The organism is Janthinobacterium sp. GW822-FHT07H11 (genome assembly GCF_058798615.1).
Genome location: NZ_CM179507.1, coordinates 5,086,759 through 5,102,307 on the forward strand (window position 1 = coordinate 5,086,759; position 15,549 = coordinate 5,102,307).

The window sequence follows — 15,549 nt, forward strand, 5'->3', positions numbered from 1 at the left end:
CAACGGCCACCAGCACGTCGCCACACCCCCGCATTTCAGCCCGGCGCGACTATTTCTTGCAAAATCACGCAAAAAGCCCGAAATCCGCTTGCATAGTCGGCGATACTGTACAAAAATACAGACTGTTCATATAGACAGCATTTTAGTATGCACCCACCGCTCATGATCAAGCTGACAGCACGACAAGAACAAATCCTGAACCTGATCAAGGACGCGATTGAAAACACGGGTTTTCCCCCTACCCGTGCCGAGATCGCCAACGAATTGGGTTTCAAATCGGCCAATGCGGCCGAAGAACATCTGCAGGCCCTGGCCCGCAAGGGCGCCATCGAGATTTCGCCGGGCACTTCGCGCGGCATCCGCCTGATCGGCGTTGCCGCTGAAACAGCGCCATCGAAGGTGCCGGCGGCCCTGCTGATGTCGCTGCCGCTGATCGGCCGGGTGGCGGCCGGCTCGCCCATCCTGGCGCAGGAAAACCTGGAAGCGAGCTACAACGTCGATCCGGCCCTGTTTTCGGCCAAGCCCGACTTCCTGCTGAAAGTGCGCGGCTGGTCCATGCGCGACGCCGGCATCATGGATGGCGATCTATTGGCCGTCAAGAAGGTCGACAGCGCCAAGAACGGCCAGATCGTCGTGGCCCGCATCGGCGACGAAGTCACCGTCAAGCGCTACAAGAAGACGGGTTCCGTGATCGAACTGCTGCCGGAAAACCCGGACTTCAAGGTCATCACCGTGTCGCCGGAAGATGAATTCGCCCTGGAAGGCCTGGCCGTGGGCTTGATGCGCAGCTGGCATTAAACCGCTGCACACAAAAAGGGCCGCAACAGCATGACTGTTGCGGCCCTTTTCATTTGTCCGGCGACTTATACATCGAGTGCCTGGCGGAAATCCTCGAGCAAATCCACCTCATCCTCGATACCGACGGAAACGCGGATCAGCGACTCGGCGATACCCATGCTGGCGCGGCGCTCGGCGCCCATCTCATAGAAAATCGTGTGGGCGACGGGAATGACCAGGGTGCGCGTGTCACCGAGGTTGCTGGCCGGAATAGCCAGATGGAGACGATTGAGGAAATCGAAGCAGTCGATGCCGTCCTTCAATTCAAAGCTCAACAGCGAACCATAGCTGCGGAACAAATCCGTCGCCAAGGCGTGCTGCGGGTGCGAGGCCAAACCCGGGTAATGCACTGCCGCCACGCGCGGGTCGGCGGCCAGCATGGTGGCCAGCGCCAGCGCGTTCGAGCAGGTACGGTCCATGCGCAAGGCCATGGTTTCCGCGCCGACGGCGATATGGTGCGCCGCTTCCGGACCCAGCGAGGCGCCGAAGTCGCGCAAGGCCTTGGCGCGGATTTGCGCGATGCCCCACTGCGCCGGCGCCGCCTTCTTGTAGTTCTCGAAAATATTCGGATACTGCGTCCAGTCGAACACGCCCGTGTCCGTCAAGCTGCCGCCCAGCGCATTGCCGTGGCCGCCGATGGATTTCGTCAGGGCGTTGACCACCAGGCCCGCGCCCACGGCTTTCGGGCGGAACAGGTAGGGCGTCGTCATGGTGTTGTCGACGATATACAAAATGCCTTTCTCGCGGCACAAGTCACCGATTTTTTGCAGGTCGGCGATCTGCGTGCGCGGATTGGCAATAGTTTCCACGAATACAATCCGCGTGGCCGGCGTGATGGCGGCCGCCACGTTGGCCACATCGGTGGCGTCGACGAACGATACGGCGATACCTTGCCCCGTCACCGTTTGCCACAGGCTGTTGGTGTTACCAAACAGAAAGGCCGACGACACGACATGGTCGCCCGCGCGCAACAGCGATTGCACCACGGCGCCGATGGCGCCCATGCCGGTGGCGAAACACAGGGTGGCCACGCCGTCTTCCATCTTGTTGACCTTGTCTTCCAGCGCGGACACCGTCGGGTTGCCCTGGCGGCCATAGCGGAAACCGGGCTCCTTGCCCTGGAAGACGGAAGCGAGCTGGCGCGCATCGGCATAACCAAACGCGACGGAGGTGTGCACGGGCTTGTGCAGCGAGCCGTGCTCGATGCCCTTGCGACGGTCGTTATGCAGGATGGTGGTGGTAAAGCCGTAGTTTTTTTTATCGTTCATGATCGCGGAGCAAAAAAAGCCCGGCGCTAGCCGGGCAAGATAATTACGCTTCTGTCGTTGCCAGGTTCAGGTTCAGCTGGGAACGCGGCGTATCTTCGGGCGCTGCCGCCTTCGGATGGTGGCGCGCGTATTCCAGGCGGTCCAGGTATTCCTGCGACACGTCGCCCGTCACGTAGACGCCGTCGAAGCACGAGGCCTCGAAGTTCGTCAGGGCCGGGTTGACGTCGGCGATCGCCTGCTTGAGCGCGCCGATATCCTGGTACACCAGGTAGTCGGCCGTGATTTCGCGGCACACTTCTTCCGTCGTGCGGCCATAGGCGATCAGTTCGTCGCGCGTCGGCATGTCGATGCCGTACACGTTCGGGTAGATCACCGGTGGCGCGGCCGAGGCGAAGATGACCTTTGTCGCGCCCGCTTCGCGCGCCATCTGCACGATTTCACGGCTGGTGGTGCCGCGCACGATGGAGTCGTCGACCAGCAACACCACTTTATCCTTGAATTCGGATGGAATCGCGTTGAGCTTCTGGCGCACGGATTTCTTGCGCGCCGCCTGGCCCGGCATGATGAAGGTGCGGCCGATGTAGCGGTTCTTGATGAAGCCTTCGCGGTACTCGATGTTCAGCGCCATGGCCAGCTGGATGGCGGCCGGACGCGACGAGTCGGGAATCGGCATGACCACGTCGATATGTACGCCAGGCAACTCCGTGCGGATCTTTTCCGCCAGGTATTCGCCCATTTTCAGGCGCGTGGCGTACACGGAGGCGCCGTCGATGACGGAGTCGGGACGGGCCAGGTAGACGAATTCGAACACGCACGGGTTCAGGCTGGCGTTGTCGGCGCACTGGCGGCTGTGCAATTGCTTGTCAGCATCGATGAAGACGGCTTCGCCGGGACCGATGTCGCGCACGAAACGGAAGCCCATGCCTTCCAGCGCCACGGATTCGGAGGCGATCAGGTATTCGGCGCCCTGCTCCGTTTCATTGATGCCCAGGCACAGCGGACGGATGCCGTGCGGGTCACGGAAGGCCAGCAAGCCCACGCCGGCGATTTGCGCCACGGCAGCGTAGCCGCCCTTGACGCGGCGGTTCAGCACGGTGACGGCCTTGAAGATGGCGTCCGGGTCCAGGTTCAGGCCCGTCGTCGCTTCCTGGATTTCATGCGCCAGCACGTTGAGCAGCACTTCCGAGTCGGAATCGGTATTGATGTGGCGGCGGTCGTTCTTGAACATTTCCTGCTTCAACTGTTCCCAGTTGGTCAGGTTGCCATTGTGCGCCAGGGTGATGCCGAACGGCGCATTCACATAAAACGGCTGCGCTTCCTCTTCGCTCGACGAACCGGCCGTCGGATAGCGGCAATGACCGATGCCCGAGTTGCCTTGCAGCGAACGCATGTTGCGCGTACGGAAGACGTCACGCACGAGGCCGTTGGCCTTGTGCATGGAAAACATACTGCTGTGATTGGTCGCAATCCCTGCCGCATCCTGGCCGCGATGTTGCAAAAGCAACAATGCATCATAGAGCAATTGATTGACAGGTTGATGGGAAACGACGCCGACGATGCCACACATGGTGTGCTCCTAAACTGTGCTACTGATTTTAAAAAAAATTCAAAATTTCACATGCTGCGCGTAAGCGGCAGGCAGATAAGGCTTGATGGCGCGCGCGCCCTGCTCCGCGAACGGGCTGAGCAGCGCGTTTTTCCAGAATGGCTGCTGCGGTATGGATGTCATGCCACACAAGATGACGGCGGTCAGCACGATCACAAGCCCCCGCGCCAGACCGAACAGGCTGCCCAGGGTGCGGTCGGCCAGGCTCATGCCCGTCACCTTGACCAGCGCGTCGACCGTCATGCCAAGCAAGCCCATCAGGATGCGCACACCGATGAACAGCAGCACGAAGGCCAGCAGCAAGCGGATGGCTTCGCCGGGCACCGCTTCAGGCAGGAATTTCGCCAGGGTGGCGCCATAGGCGTTGGCAATGACAAAGGCCACCACCCAGCTGACCAGGGACAGCATTTCCTTGACCAGGCCGCGCATCATGCTGATCAGCACGGATGTCGCCAGCACGAACAGCACCAGGTAATCGAAGATCGTCACGCCCGCTCAACCCTGCAAGGTCACGCCGGCACCAGGCTGCCGCCCAGGCCCAGCTTTTGCAACTTCGCGCGCGTCTTTTCCGCGTCTTCACGGCTGCTGAACGGCCCCACCCGCACGCGGATGCGCTCGCCCGCCGGGCTGGAGACTTTCTGCGTGTACGACTTGATGCCCGCCTCGCGCAGCTTGTCCTGCAATTCATCGACCTTGTCCTGCGTCGCCAGGGCCGCCACCTGCACCACGAACTTGCCGCTGCCGCTGTCGTGCGGCTTGTCCTGCGTTTTGTCGACGGGCTTGCCTTCCAGGATGGCCAGCGCGCGCGCGGCATCGTCGGCCGATTGCGCCGGCTTGGCCGGTTTCGCCTCGGGCTTGGCTTCGGGCTTCACCTCGTGCCGGGGTTCAGGCTTGCTCTCGTGCTTAGGTTCCGGCTTGGCTTCATGCTTGGGCTCGGGCTTCGCTTCCACCTTGACCGGCTTGGGTTCGGGCTTGGGTTCCGGTTTCGGCTCCGGTTTCGGCTCCGGTTTCGGCTCCACGTATTGCGGCTTGGCTGGCGCGGGTTCGGCAGCTGCCAGCACCGGCGCCGGCTTGGCTTTCGGCGGCAATGGCGTATCGACGAATTCCTCGCTCTGGTCCAGGCCACTGCTCGAGGCCACCGGCGCGGACGCCGGCACGGGCTGCACGGGAGCGGGGGCTGGCGCGGCGGCAACCTTGTCTTTCGACGGGATGTCGATGGCGATGTCATGGACGGGCGCCTTCGGTTCGGAATCGAGCAGCATCGGCAGGCCGACGGCCACGCCCAAGGCCAGGGCGATGGCGCCGACCAGGCGGCGGCGCGCGCGTTTCTTTTCCGGCAAGACCGGGTCCGGCGTTTCCTTGCCGCCCCGGCGCGAACCACCACCACCGGAGGTATTGGCGGCGCGCTTGCGGGTCGGCGACTGCGCTTCGCCAGGAACATAAAAGCCGCTGTCTTCGCCAGAGGATTCTTGCTTGTTTTTAAACAGTTTCGAGAACAAGCCCATGCGTGATTTTCAATCGAATGCGTTTCAGTGAAGTGAGGATTTTCGGGCCTTCATCACACCGGCAACGGTGAGGAAAGAACCAAAGACCACAATTCTATCATTCTCACCGGCCCGGCTCATTGCATTTGCAAAAGCTTGTGCCGGATCATCAAAAATAGACACAGTATGCTCGCTGCTGTCAGGCTTGCCTTCCAGCATGATCTGCACCTTGGCAGCCAGTTCGGAAGCCGTGGCCGCGCGCGGCGAAGGCAGGCCCGCCAGGCACCAGTGATCGACGTGTTCGCTCATGGCGGCCAGCACGCCATCGATATCCTTGTCCTGCATGGAACCGAACACGGCGTAGGTGTATGGGTGGAAGCCCATATTGCCCAGGTTCTGGTTCAGGGCCGAGGCTGCGTGGGGATTATGCGCTACATCAAGGATCACGCTGGGGCGGCCAGGCAAGACCTGGAAGCGGCCAGGCAATTCCACCGTCACCAGGCCCGTGCGCACTTCCTGCGCGCCCACGGGCAGTGTCAATTTCAGCACTTCCAGCGCAGCCAGCACGGCCGTCGCATTCAGGATCTGGTTGGCGCCGCGCAAGCTCGGATACGCGAGCGAATTGCGGCGCTGTTCGCGCCCGCCGTAGTTCCACTGCTGCTTGTCGCCCGAATAGTTGAAATCGCGGCCCATCAGCCACAGGTCGGCGCCGATGGCCTCGGCATGGTCGATCAGCGACTGCGGCGGCACGGGGTCGCTGCAGATGGCGGCCTTGCCCGGGCGGAAGATGCCGGCCTTTTCAAAGCCGATCGCTTCGCGCGTGTCGCCCAGGTAATCCGTGTGGTCGATGTCGACGCTGGTGACGATGGCCACGTCGGCGTCGATCACGTTGACGGCATCGAGGCGCCCGCCCAGGCCCACTTCCAGGATGGCCACGTCCAGCTTGGCTTGCGACAGCAGATGCAAGATGGCCAGCGTGGTGAATTCGAAATACGTGAGCGGCGTATCGCCGCGCACGGCTTCGACGGCCTGGAAGCTGGCGACGAGCTGCTCGTCGCTGGCCATCTCGCCCAGCACGCGCGCGCGCTCGTTAAAATCGAGGAAATGCGGCTTGATGTACAAGCCCACTTTGTAGCCGGCACGCAACAGTACGGATTCCAGCATGGCGCAGGTGGAACCCTTGCCATTCGTGCCCGCCACCATGATCACGGGGCAACTAAAAGCGAGCTGCATGCGCGCCTTGACGGCTTGCACGCGATCCAGGCCCATGTTGATCTGGGTTTCCGAATGGCGGGTTTCCAGCAGGGCGAGCCAGTCCGGCAATGACGTAGGGAGGTTTTGCATGGGAGACTTCTTGAAGGATGCGATGCGCAAGGCGCAGAAGAGATATAACGAGGCAGGACGATGTAGGTCGGGTTAGGCCAAAGGCCGTAACCCGACGCCAGCGGTAAATTAAGCCAGCACTTCCACGGCCTGGTTTTGCAACAAGGCCAGCAGACGGGCGATTTCTTCGCGCATCTTGCGGCGGTCGACGATCATGTCGACGGCGCCCTTGGTGACGAGGAACTCGGCGCGCTGGAAGCCTTCCGGCAGTTTTTCGCGCACGGTGTTTTCAATCACGCGCGGGCCGGCAAAGCCGATCAGCGCTTTCGGCTCGGCGATGACGACGTCGCCCATGAAGGCGAACGAGGCGGACACGCCGCCCATGGTCGGGTCGGTCAGCACGCTGATGAATGGCAATTTCTTTTCCGACAACTTGGTCAGCATGGCCGTGGTTTTCGCCATCTGCATCAGCGACAGCAAGCCTTCCTGCATGCGCGCGCCACCGGTGGCGGTGATGCAAATGAACGGCACTTTCTGTTCCAGCGCGATCTGCGCGCCGCGCACGAAGCGCTCGCCCACGACGGAGCCCATGGAACCGCCCATGAATTCAAATTCGAAGCACGCCACGACCACTGGCAGGCTCATGATGGCGCCGCCCATGACGACCATCGCATCGGTCTCGCCCGTCGCTTCCATGGCCGATTTCAGGCGGTCCGGGTATTTCTTGCTGTCCTTGAATTTCAAGGTATCGACAGGCAGGATTTCCTGGCCGATTTCATAGCGGCCACCGGCGTCGAGCAGGCTGTCGAGACGTTCACGCGCACGGATGCGCATGTGGTGGTCGCATTTCGGACACACGTGCAGATTCGATTCCAGGTCCGTACGGTACAGCACGGCCTCGCACGACGGGCACTTGACCCACAGGCCTTCCGGCATGGTCTTGCGCGCGGCGGCATCCGAACGCTGTATACGCGGTGGCAGCAGTTTTTCCAACCAACTCATATTTTCTCCTTGGGCCCTTGTAGGGGTAGCGTCGGTGGACGCCCCCGGCAGACGGTCAACGGCGGCGCCCCGCGGGACGCCACCAAAAATTTTATCTATTGCACAATAACAGGCAAATCAGTGGCCGAAGTGTAGCCGTTTATCGCCGGGCTGTCGAACTTTGCCGTCACCGCAGATTGTGTAAACGGCAAGCTTGCTCAGGCGTCCAGTGCGGCACGTATGCCTGCCGTAAAGCTGCGCACGGCATCGACGGCGCCCCCTTCCGGCGCATTTTCTATCTCCTGGATGATGCGGCTGCCGATGACGACGGCATCGGCCACCTTGGCAACGGCCTTGGCCGTGGCGCCATCGCGGATGCCGAAGCCCACGCCGATGGGTAATTTTACATGCTGGCGGATGGCCGCGAGGCGCTCCGCCACCTGTTGCGTATCAATGTTTCCCGCTCCCGTGACGCCCTTGAGCGACACATAATAGCTGAAGCCGCCGCCAACCTTGGCCACTTGCGCGATGCGCTCTTCGGTCGAGGTAGGCGCCAGGAGGAAAATCAGGTCGAGCCCCGCCGCGCGCATGGCGGCGGCGAATTGCTCGCATTCTTCCGGCGGATAATCGACGACGATGGCGCCATCGGCGCCGGCCGCTTGCGCTGCATCAATAAACGCGGCGCTGCCGATGCGCTCGATGGGGTTGGCATAACCCATCAGCACCACGGGCGTCGTCTGGTTCGTTTCGCGGAACTGGCGCACATAGCCGAACACGTCGTGGATGCCGACATTGAATTTCAAGGCCCGCTCGCAGGCGCGCTGGATGACGGGGCCTTCGGCCATGGGGTCGGAAAACGGCACGCCCAGCTCCAGCACGTCGGCGCCGCCCTCGACGAGCGCGTGCATCAGCGGCACGGTGGCGTCAGGGCCGGGGTCGCCGGCGGTGATGAAGGTGACCAGGCCGGTCTTGTTACTGGATTTTAAATGGGCGAAGGTGGTGGCGATACGGGACATGGGGAGCTTTCTTTATCGGTGGAGGATGTCGGATGACGCGCTTGCGCGCTAATCCGACCTACGCGTTATTGAGAATTGACAGTTGTTTAACTGAAATTCAATCCCATGCGCTCCGCCACGGTATGCATGTCCTTGTCGCCACGGCCCGACAGGTTGGCCAGCACGATCTGGTCTTTCGGCAAGGTGGCCGCCAGCTTGGCCGCGTAGGCCAGCGCGTGCGACGATTCCAGGGCCGGGATGATGCCTTCGATATGGCAGCAGTCGTGGAAGGCCTGCAACGCCTCGTCGTCCGTGATCGACACGTATTGCGCGCGGCCGGAATCTTTCAGCCAGGCATGTTCCGGACCCACGCCCGGGTAGTCGAGACCGGCCGAGACGGAATGCGTCTCGATGATCTGGCCATTTTCATCCTGCAGCAGATAGGTGCGGTTGCCATGCAGCACGCCCGGGAAGCCGGCCGTCAGCGAGGCCGAATGCTTGCCCGTATCGAGTCCTTCGCCGGCCGCTTCCACGCCGATCAGTTTGACCTGTTTCTGGTCGATATACGGGTAAAAGATGCCCATGGCGTTCGAGCCGCCGCCGATGCAGGCGACCACATAGTCGGGCTGGCGGCCCGTCATTTCCGGCATCTGCACCAGGCATTCCTCGCCGATCACGGACTGGAAGTCGCGCACCATCATCGGATACGGATGGGGACCGGCCACGGTGCCGATGATATAAAAGGTGTTTTCGATGTTGGTGACCCAGTCGCGCATCGCTTCGTTCAGCGCATCCTTGAGGGTCTTCGAACCCGATTCCACGGGCACGACGGTGGCGCCCAGCAATTTCATGCGATACACGTTCTGCGCCTGGCGCTTGACGTCTTCGCTGCCCATGTAGACCACGCATTCGAGGCCGAAGCGGGCACAGATGGTGGCCGTGGCCACGCCATGCTGGCCGGCGCCCGTCTCGGCGATGATGCGCGGCTTGCCCATGCGCTTGGCCAGCAGGGCCTGGCCGATCACGTTGTTGATCTTGTGCGCGCCCGTGTGGTTCAAGTCTTCGCGCTTGAAATAGATTTGCGCGCCGCCGGCCCTTTCGGACCAGCGCTTGGCGTGGTAGATGGGCGACGGGCGGCCGACGAAGTGTTTCAGCTCGTAGCGGAATTCTTCGAGGAATTCCGGATCGGCGCTGTAACGCGCGTAGGCGTCCTTCAGCTCGGCCAGCGCATGCGTGAGCGTTTCGGCCACGAAGGAGCCGCCGTAGGGGCCGAAATGGCCGCGCAGGTCGGGAAATGGATAGTCGGTGGCGTGGAACAATGCAGCGGCTGCGCCACTGTCTTTGATTTGGTCAGTCATGGGTAAATCCTCTGGCAATGATGGCATCGGCATCCTGCACCGCGGCGATGAACGCGCGGACTCGGGATGCGTCCTTGATGCCCTTGGACGCTTCGACACCACTGCTGATGTCGACGGCGTAAGGGCGCACGCGCACCACTGCGTCAGTCGCGTTTTGTACGCTCAAGCCACCACTTAAAACGACCCGAGGCGCGAGTTCTTCTGGAATGAGGGACCAATCGAATACCTTTCCTGCGCCGCCATACGCATCCACATAGGTATCGAGCAAGAGGCTCGCGAACAAGGGACTGGCGGCGCGATAGCGCTGTTCGTATTCTAGCAAATCTTCAAAGGAGGTGTCGGGTTTGACGCGGAACACCTGCGTAAACGGTGTATTCACGGCGCCGGCCAGCGCGGCGCTGTGTTCGGGCGTCTCGTCGCCGTGAAATTGCAACAGGGACAGGGGCGCCACGGCCCTGGTGGCCCGCACTTCTTCCACGGTGGCGTTGACGAACAGCCCCACGGTCGTCACGTAAGGCGGCATGGCCGCGATCAGGCCTGCTGCCTGCCCGGGCGTGACGTAACGGGGGCTGTTCGGATAAAACACGAAGCCGATGGCGTCGGCACCGGCCGCCACGACAGCCTGGATGTCTTCGACGCGGGTCAGGCCGCAGATCTTGATGCGTGTGCGTGGCATGCGATTCCTTTCTTGATACAGCTCAAAACCAGGGCAAGGCGCTGCTGCTGTCTTGCGGCAATTCCCATTTCGGATCGTAATCGATCTGCGCCAGGTACAGGCCATCGGGCATGAAGGTGGGCGCGGCCGCGTGGCGATCCTTGCTTTCTAGCAAGTGCCCGAGCCAGTCCGGCTTTTCGCGCCCCGTGCCGATATACACGAGCGAGCCGACCAGGTTGCGCACCATGTGGTGCAGGAAGGCATTGGCCGTAATGGTAAAAATAACGCAATCGCCGCGCCGCTCGATGCGGATGTCATGCATGAGCTTGACGGGTGACTTGGCCTGGCATTGCGCGGCGCGGAAGGCCGTGAAATCGTGCCAGCCCAAGAGCGGCTGCACGGCCTGGCGCATCAGGTCCACGTCCAGCGGGCGGAAAAAGAAACCGGCGCGCCCTTCCACCAGCGGCGAACGCGTGGCGTTGTTGTACAACACATAATGATAGGTGCGCGCGCGGGCGCTGAAGCGGGCGTGGAAGAAATCGTTGACGGTGGGATCGCCGTCGAGTTCCTTCGCCCAGCGCACGGCGATGGACTTGGGCAGGAAGGCGTTGACGCCGCGCACCCACGAGTGCACGTCGCGGTGCAGTTCCGTATCGAAATGCACGACTTGCTCGAGCGCATGCACGCCCGTATCCGTGCGGCCGGCGCAGGTGGTGGCCAGGCGCACGCGGGCAAACTGCTCCAGCGCGTTTTCCAGCTGGTCCTGCACCGTCTGCCCGTCTTCCTGTTTCTGGTATCCATGCCAGGCCGTGCCGTCATACTGCAGGCCGAGGACGATACGCTTGAATGGCGTTGCTGTCGTAATATTTTGCATCGAAGCATTATACCGGCGCAAAGGCGGCCCCGCCTCCCGACGACACCAGTGCCTGAGACGGCGTTCAGGGCAAGGCGCGCGGTCGAAGACAGTACGAATAGTACGGCGAGACCGTGCAACGCAGCCATGGACGTCGTATCTGGTGCTGGAAAGCGAACGAGACGGCGTTCAGGGCCAGGCGCGCGGTCGAAGACAGTACGAATAGTACGGCGAGACCGTGCAACGCAGCCATGGACGTCGTATCTGGTGCTTAGCTCAGAAGTGCCTTCATTGTATTCGCCTTGGCAACCTGCTCTTCGCTGCCGCCCTTGATGACTTCATCGATCAGCTCGCGCGCGCCTTCCTTGTCGCCGATTTCCTGGTAGGCGATCGCCAGGTCCAGCTTGGTATCCATTTCCATGTGGATGGCCGACAGCGGGTCGTCCACGCCCGCGCTGGCCGTCTTGCCATCGTTGAGGTCCAGGTCGATGCCGGACAGGTCGAATTCCTGTGCCGGCGGTATGGCTTCCGGCAAGGTCGCTGGCGCTTGCGCGTCGTCAAACAGGCTGTCGAGGGAAGGCTCGGCAGCCGCCACCGGTGCGGCAGCCGGCACCACCGGCTCGTCGAGGTCGAAATGCGCCAGGTCGACATCCTTCAACGGGTCAGGCAACGGCGTCAAGCCGGCGCCCACGCCATTCACGGGGCCGGCGGGCGGCTCCAGGTCCAGGCCGAAGTCCATGCTGGCGTCATACTGCGCATCGTGCGCATCGTGCGCATCGTGCATCTCGTGCGTGGCAGGCTGCGGCTTGCTGTCCGGCCCCGGCATGACGATGGGGTCGCTGGTGGAGACCGGCTCGAAATCGAGGCTGTCGAGGTCGAAATCGAGCGGGTCGCGCTGGCTGCGGCCAGGCACTGCCGGCTCGGCCGGCGCCAGGTCGGCCAGCGGCGCGGACGGCGCGCCCGGCAAGTCCATGCTGTGGCCATGCAAGCCGTCTTCCGCGCCCTTGCTCAGGCTGACCACGGCATCGCCATCGGTATCGCCATACAGCGGGTTGGTGGGGTCGAGCGCCAGGCCCAGCGCAGCAGCTTGCGGCCACTCCTCGCCCTGGCCCCGCGTCAGGCTGTACAACTCGCTGGCCTGGTCTTCGAAGGCGCGCGCGTCATTGCGGGCGGAATAAATTTCCAGCAGTTTCAGGCGCGCCGCATGGCGTTCCGGATGGATGCGCAAGGCTTCCTTGAGGATGTCTTCCGCCTGGCCGTCGCGGCCATAGGCGATATACACGTCCGCTTCGGCGACGGGGTCGACTTCATTGCCGTCCAGCGTACTGGCGGCCGTGGCCGCCATGCCGGCTGCGGCGGCACCGGCGCCAAACAGGTGGTTGCTCGCTTCCGATTGCTGGTCTTCCGGCGCCACGCCGGGCGCGGACGACGGCGCCACCGGCGCTTCCGGCTCAAACGACGGCGCCGCCCCGTCGCGCGGCGGTGGCGGCACGTCCTTGCGGCGGCGCGCGATCACCAGCGCGGCCACGGCGGCAAGCAAGGCTGCCAGGCCGATGCCGATGGCACCCAGGTGGTCGCCGATCTTGTCCGTAATGGTCGGTTCCAGCGGCGATGGCTTCTTGACCAGCGGCACGGGCTTGGCCTTGGGCACGGCCGGCTGAGGCACGGACGACGGGGCTTCCGGCGCGCTTGCCGCCGCGCTGGCAGCGGCTTCGGCCGGCTTGGCCGGCGCTGGCGCGCTCTTGTCGGCCATGGCCTTGTTCTTAACCGCCATCAACTTTTCCAGGTCGCTGACGTTCTTTTCCAGTTCCTTGACGCGGGCGGCCGCTTCATCGACCTGTTTCGCCTTGGCGATCTTGTCTTCCTCGCTGGCCACGGCGCTCTTGCCGGCCGCCTTGGCCGCCGGCTCCGCCTTCGACAGTTTCAGCTTGTCTTGCGCTTCGCTCACGGCCGTGGGCTTTTCCTGCACGCGGGTAGGCCCGATCTTGCCGGCCGTGCTTTGCGTCGCCTGCGCGGCCTTGGCCGGCTTGCTTTGCGCGACCTGGCCCGCCAGCTTGTTGCGATACGCTTCGAAATCGATGGCATGCGCCGTCACGACGCCCTTCGCTTCGGCCGCGCTGGTGGCGCGCACGGCGTCCGCGCCCGGCACGGCCAGGATGCGTCCCGCCTGCATGCGGTTCATGTTCTCGCCCTTGAAGGCATCGGGATTGGCGCGGTACAGGGCCACGAGCATCATGTCGAGCGACACGCCCGAAGGTTTGAGTTCGCTGGCGATGCGGCTCAGGGTATCGCCCGCCTTGACCTTGTATTCGCCTGCCGCCTTTTTCGCCGGCGCGGCATCCGCAGCGGCGGCGGCCGGCTTGGCCTTGCCCGGCTCCACCGGCGCCATGACTTGCGCGCCGCGCGTCTGGCGCGCTTCGGGCGTGTCGAGCACGAACGCATATTCGCGCACCTGGCGGCCACTCTTGCTGCTCAGCTCCAGCAGCAGGTCGACCAGTGGCTCGGCCACCGGCTGCGCCGAACTGATGCGGATGAAGGGCTTGCCGTTGCGGTTTTCCACGGCAAACGTCAGCGCATTGAGCGCGGGATTGAATTCCACGTTGGCCTGGCGGTAAGCGTCGGGCGGGGCCAGCTTGGCCAGCAGCGAGGATGCCTCATCGGGCTTGATGGCCGACAATTCGACCTCGGCGCGCAGCGGCTGGCCGGCGGCGGACAGCACCGTGATCTTGCCCAACTCGGCTGCGGATGCCGCCGGTGACAATAACACCGCGCAGGCGACCGCGCTGCTGAGTGTTTTGATGGCAAGGGAGGCGACCCGGGGACGAGTGTGTACAGGCATAGTTGGCGGCATCTTAGTTGACATGGGAAAACAGTTACTTTTCCAGAGGTATCAACATATCATCATGCCCAGAGCTATGCAAGCTCCGCATGGTTGAGCCTTGACGGGCTCAGGGCGAAAAAAAAGCCGGGAAAACAGCCCCGGCTTGATCTTGATCAGCGATTGATTGCTGATTTATTGCTGTTACGCATCCAGCAAGATGCGCAGCATGCGGCGCAGCGGTTCGGCCGCGCCCCACAGCAATTGATCGCCCACGGTGAAGGCGGACAGGTATTCGCCGCCCATGCTCATCTTGCGCACGCGGCCGACAGGAATCGTTAGGCTGCCCGTGACGGCCGCCGGGGACAGGTCGCGCACGGACGCTTCGCGCGTGTTCGGCACGAATTTCACCCATTGATTGTTGCTGGCGATGATGTCGTTGATTTCATCGAGCGGCACGTCTTGCTTCAGCTTGATGGTCAGCGCCTGCGAATGGCAGCGCATGGCGCCGATGCGCACGCACAGGCCGTCGACAGGGATTTCCTTGCTGCCAAAGTCGGCGCCGCGGCCGAGGATCTTGTTCGTTTCCGCGCCCGCCTTCCACTCTTCCTTGGACTGGCCGTTGCCCAGGTCCTTGTCGATCCACGGGATCAGGTTGCCGGCCAGCGGCGCGCCGAACTGCTTGATTTCGTCCGGGGAATAGCCGTGCTGGGTAGCCAGCACCTGGCGGTCGATTTCCAGGATGGCCGAAGCGGGGTTTTCCAGCAGCGCCTTGACGGAGCTGTTGATGGTGCCAAATTGCGTCAGCAGCTCGCGCATGTGCTGCGCGCCGCCGCCCGACGCCGCCTGGTAGGTCATCGACGTCATCCAGTCGATCAGGTCGTGCTGGAACAGGCCGCCCAGGCCCATCATCATACAGGACACGGTGCAATTGCCGCCGATGTAATTCTTGACGCCCTTGCCCAGCGCATCCTTGATGACGTGCAGGTTGACGGGGTCGAGCACGATGACGGCGTCTTTTTCCATGCGCAAGGTCGAGGCCGCATCGATCCAGTAACCGTTCCAGCCCGCCGCGCGCAGCTGCGGGAAGACCGCGCTCGTGTAGTCGCCGCCCTGGCAGGAAATGATGATGTCGCACTTGGACAGCTCGGCGATGTTGTTGGCATCCTTGAGGATGGTTTCATTCTTCGCCATGGCCGGCGCCGCGCCGCCCGTGTTCGACGTCGTGAAAAACACCGGTTCGATATGGGCAAAATCGCCCTCTTCCTGCATGCGCTGCATCAGGACCGAACCGACCATACCGCGCCAACCTACCAAGCCAACTAATTTCATTACCATTCCTCAAGATGAGACGGCGACTGCCGTCATTAG

13 protein-coding genes are annotated in these 15,549 nt (G+C 62.8%); 1 reads left to right on the forward strand and 12 read right to left on the reverse strand.

What is annotated here, in order from left to right; translation table 11 throughout:
• Window positions 1-162: 162 nt before the first annotated feature.
• Complete coding sequence (gene lexA / locus AC3RCJ_RS22395) at window positions 163-798, forward strand: transcriptional repressor LexA (protein WP_492964274.1); 636 nt, start codon at window positions 163-165, stop codon at window positions 796-798.
• A gap of 65 nt (window positions 799-863) precedes the next feature.
• Here lexA and AC3RCJ_RS22400 read toward each other — a convergent pair whose 3' ends face one another.
• From AC3RCJ_RS22400 to asd, 12 genes are all read right to left on the reverse strand, one after another.
• The gene (locus tag AC3RCJ_RS22400; protein ID WP_492964259.1) at window positions 864-2,105 is read right to left on the reverse strand and encodes a cystathionine gamma-synthase family protein; all 1,242 of its coding nucleotides are present in this window, start codon (window positions 2,103-2,105) and stop codon (window positions 864-866) included.
• Window positions 2,106-2,148: 43 nt separating this feature from the next.
• The gene (gene purF / locus AC3RCJ_RS22405) at window positions 2,149-3,672 is read right to left on the reverse strand and encodes an amidophosphoribosyltransferase (protein ID WP_492964260.1); all 1,524 of its coding nucleotides are present in this window, start codon (window positions 3,670-3,672) and stop codon (window positions 2,149-2,151) included.
• A 39-nt stretch (window positions 3,673-3,711) separates the two neighbouring features.
• Window positions 3,712-4,200 (reverse strand): CvpA family protein, encoded by a 489-nt coding sequence (locus AC3RCJ_RS22410; protein ID WP_492964261.1) that lies wholly within the window; start codon window positions 4,198-4,200, stop codon window positions 3,712-3,714.
• Window positions 4,201-4,220: 20 nt separating this feature from the next.
• Window positions 4,221-5,216: an SPOR domain-containing protein gene (locus AC3RCJ_RS22415; protein ID WP_492964262.1), complete on the reverse strand. Its 996-nt coding sequence runs from the start codon at window positions 5,214-5,216 to the stop codon at window positions 4,221-4,223.
• Between the two features lie 24 nt (window positions 5,217-5,240).
• Window positions 5,241-6,539 carry a bifunctional tetrahydrofolate synthase/dihydrofolate synthase gene (gene folC, locus AC3RCJ_RS22420; protein WP_492964263.1) on the reverse strand — a complete coding sequence of 433 codons (1,299 nt, stop codon included), beginning with the start codon at window positions 6,537-6,539 and terminating at the stop codon, window positions 5,241-5,243.
• 108 nt (window positions 6,540-6,647) lie between these two features.
• Entirely contained in the window at window positions 6,648-7,520 is an 873-nt protein-coding gene (accD, locus tag AC3RCJ_RS22425) for an acetyl-CoA carboxylase, carboxyltransferase subunit beta (RefSeq protein WP_010400390.1), read from the reverse strand.
• Window positions 7,521-7,717: 197 nt separating this feature from the next.
• On the reverse strand, window positions 7,718-8,515 hold the full coding sequence (trpA, locus tag AC3RCJ_RS22430) for a tryptophan synthase subunit alpha (RefSeq protein ID WP_492964264.1): 798 nt from the start codon (window positions 8,513-8,515) through the stop codon (window positions 7,718-7,720).
• An 86-nt stretch (window positions 8,516-8,601) separates the two neighbouring features.
• Window positions 8,602-9,852, reverse strand: a complete 1,251-nt coding sequence (gene trpB, locus AC3RCJ_RS22435) for a tryptophan synthase subunit beta (protein WP_492964265.1) — start codon at window positions 9,850-9,852, stop codon at window positions 8,602-8,604.
• Window positions 9,845-10,528 (reverse strand): phosphoribosylanthranilate isomerase, encoded by a 684-nt coding sequence (locus tag AC3RCJ_RS22440; protein ID WP_492964266.1) that lies wholly within the window; start codon window positions 10,526-10,528, stop codon window positions 9,845-9,847. Before AC3RCJ_RS22440 ends, trpB begins: the two co-directional genes overlap by 8 nt.
• Window positions 10,529-10,550: 22 nt before the next feature.
• A complete protein-coding gene (gene truA / locus AC3RCJ_RS22445) occupies window positions 10,551-11,381 on the reverse strand; it encodes a tRNA pseudouridine(38-40) synthase TruA (RefSeq protein WP_492964267.1) in 831 nt (276 codons plus the stop codon).
• Window positions 11,382-11,631: 250 nt separating this feature from the next.
• The gene (locus AC3RCJ_RS22450; protein WP_492965190.1) at window positions 11,632-14,199 is read right to left on the reverse strand and encodes a motility hub landmark protein FimV; all 2,568 of its coding nucleotides are present in this window, start codon (window positions 14,197-14,199) and stop codon (window positions 11,632-11,634) included.
• Window positions 14,200-14,382: 183 nt separating this feature from the next.
• Window positions 14,383-15,510, reverse strand: coding sequence for an aspartate-semialdehyde dehydrogenase (gene asd / locus AC3RCJ_RS22455; protein ID WP_086144106.1), 1,128 nt, complete (start codon window positions 15,508-15,510; stop codon window positions 14,383-14,385).
• Window positions 15,511-15,549 lie beyond the last annotated feature (39 nt).

What these genes read in the sequence shown, in the direction of transcription:
- lexA (WP_492964274.1), top strand. Translation starts at nt 163, where the DNA reads ATGATCAAGCTGACAGCACGACAAGAACAAATCCTGAACCTGATCAAG.
- AC3RCJ_RS22400 (WP_492964259.1), bottom strand. Translation starts at nt 2,105, where the DNA reads ATGAACGATAAAAAAAACTACGGCTTTACCACCACCATCCTGCATAAC.
- purF (WP_492964260.1), bottom strand. Translation starts at nt 3,672, where the DNA reads ATGTGTGGCATCGTCGGCGTCGTTTCCCATCAACCTGTCAATCAATTG.
- AC3RCJ_RS22415 (WP_492964262.1), bottom strand. Translation starts at nt 5,216, where the DNA reads ATGGGCTTGTTCTCGAAACTGTTTAAAAACAAGCAAGAATCCTCTGGC.
- folC (WP_492964263.1), bottom strand. Translation starts at nt 6,539, where the DNA reads ATGCAAAACCTCCCTACGTCATTGCCGGACTGGCTCGCCCTGCTGGAA.
- accD (WP_010400390.1), bottom strand. Translation starts at nt 7,520, where the DNA reads ATGAGTTGGTTGGAAAAACTGCTGCCACCGCGTATACAGCGTTCGGAT.
- trpA (WP_492964264.1), bottom strand. Translation starts at nt 8,515, where the DNA reads ATGTCCCGTATCGCCACCACCTTCGCCCATTTAAAATCCAGTAACAAG.
- trpB (WP_492964265.1), bottom strand. Translation starts at nt 9,852, where the DNA reads ATGACTGACCAAATCAAAGACAGTGGCGCAGCCGCTGCATTGTTCCAC.
- AC3RCJ_RS22440 (WP_492964266.1), bottom strand. Translation starts at nt 10,528, where the DNA reads ATGCCACGCACACGCATCAAGATCTGCGGCCTGACCCGCGTCGAAGAC.
- truA (WP_492964267.1), bottom strand. Translation starts at nt 11,381, where the DNA reads ATGCAAAATATTACGACAGCAACGCCATTCAAGCGTATCGTCCTCGGC.
- AC3RCJ_RS22450 (WP_492965190.1), bottom strand. Translation starts at nt 14,199, where the DNA reads ATGCCTGTACACACTCGTCCCCGGGTCGCCTCCCTTGCCATCAAAACA.
- asd (WP_086144106.1), bottom strand. Translation starts at nt 15,510, where the DNA reads ATGAAATTAGTTGGCTTGGTAGGTTGGCGCGGTATGGTCGGTTCGGTC.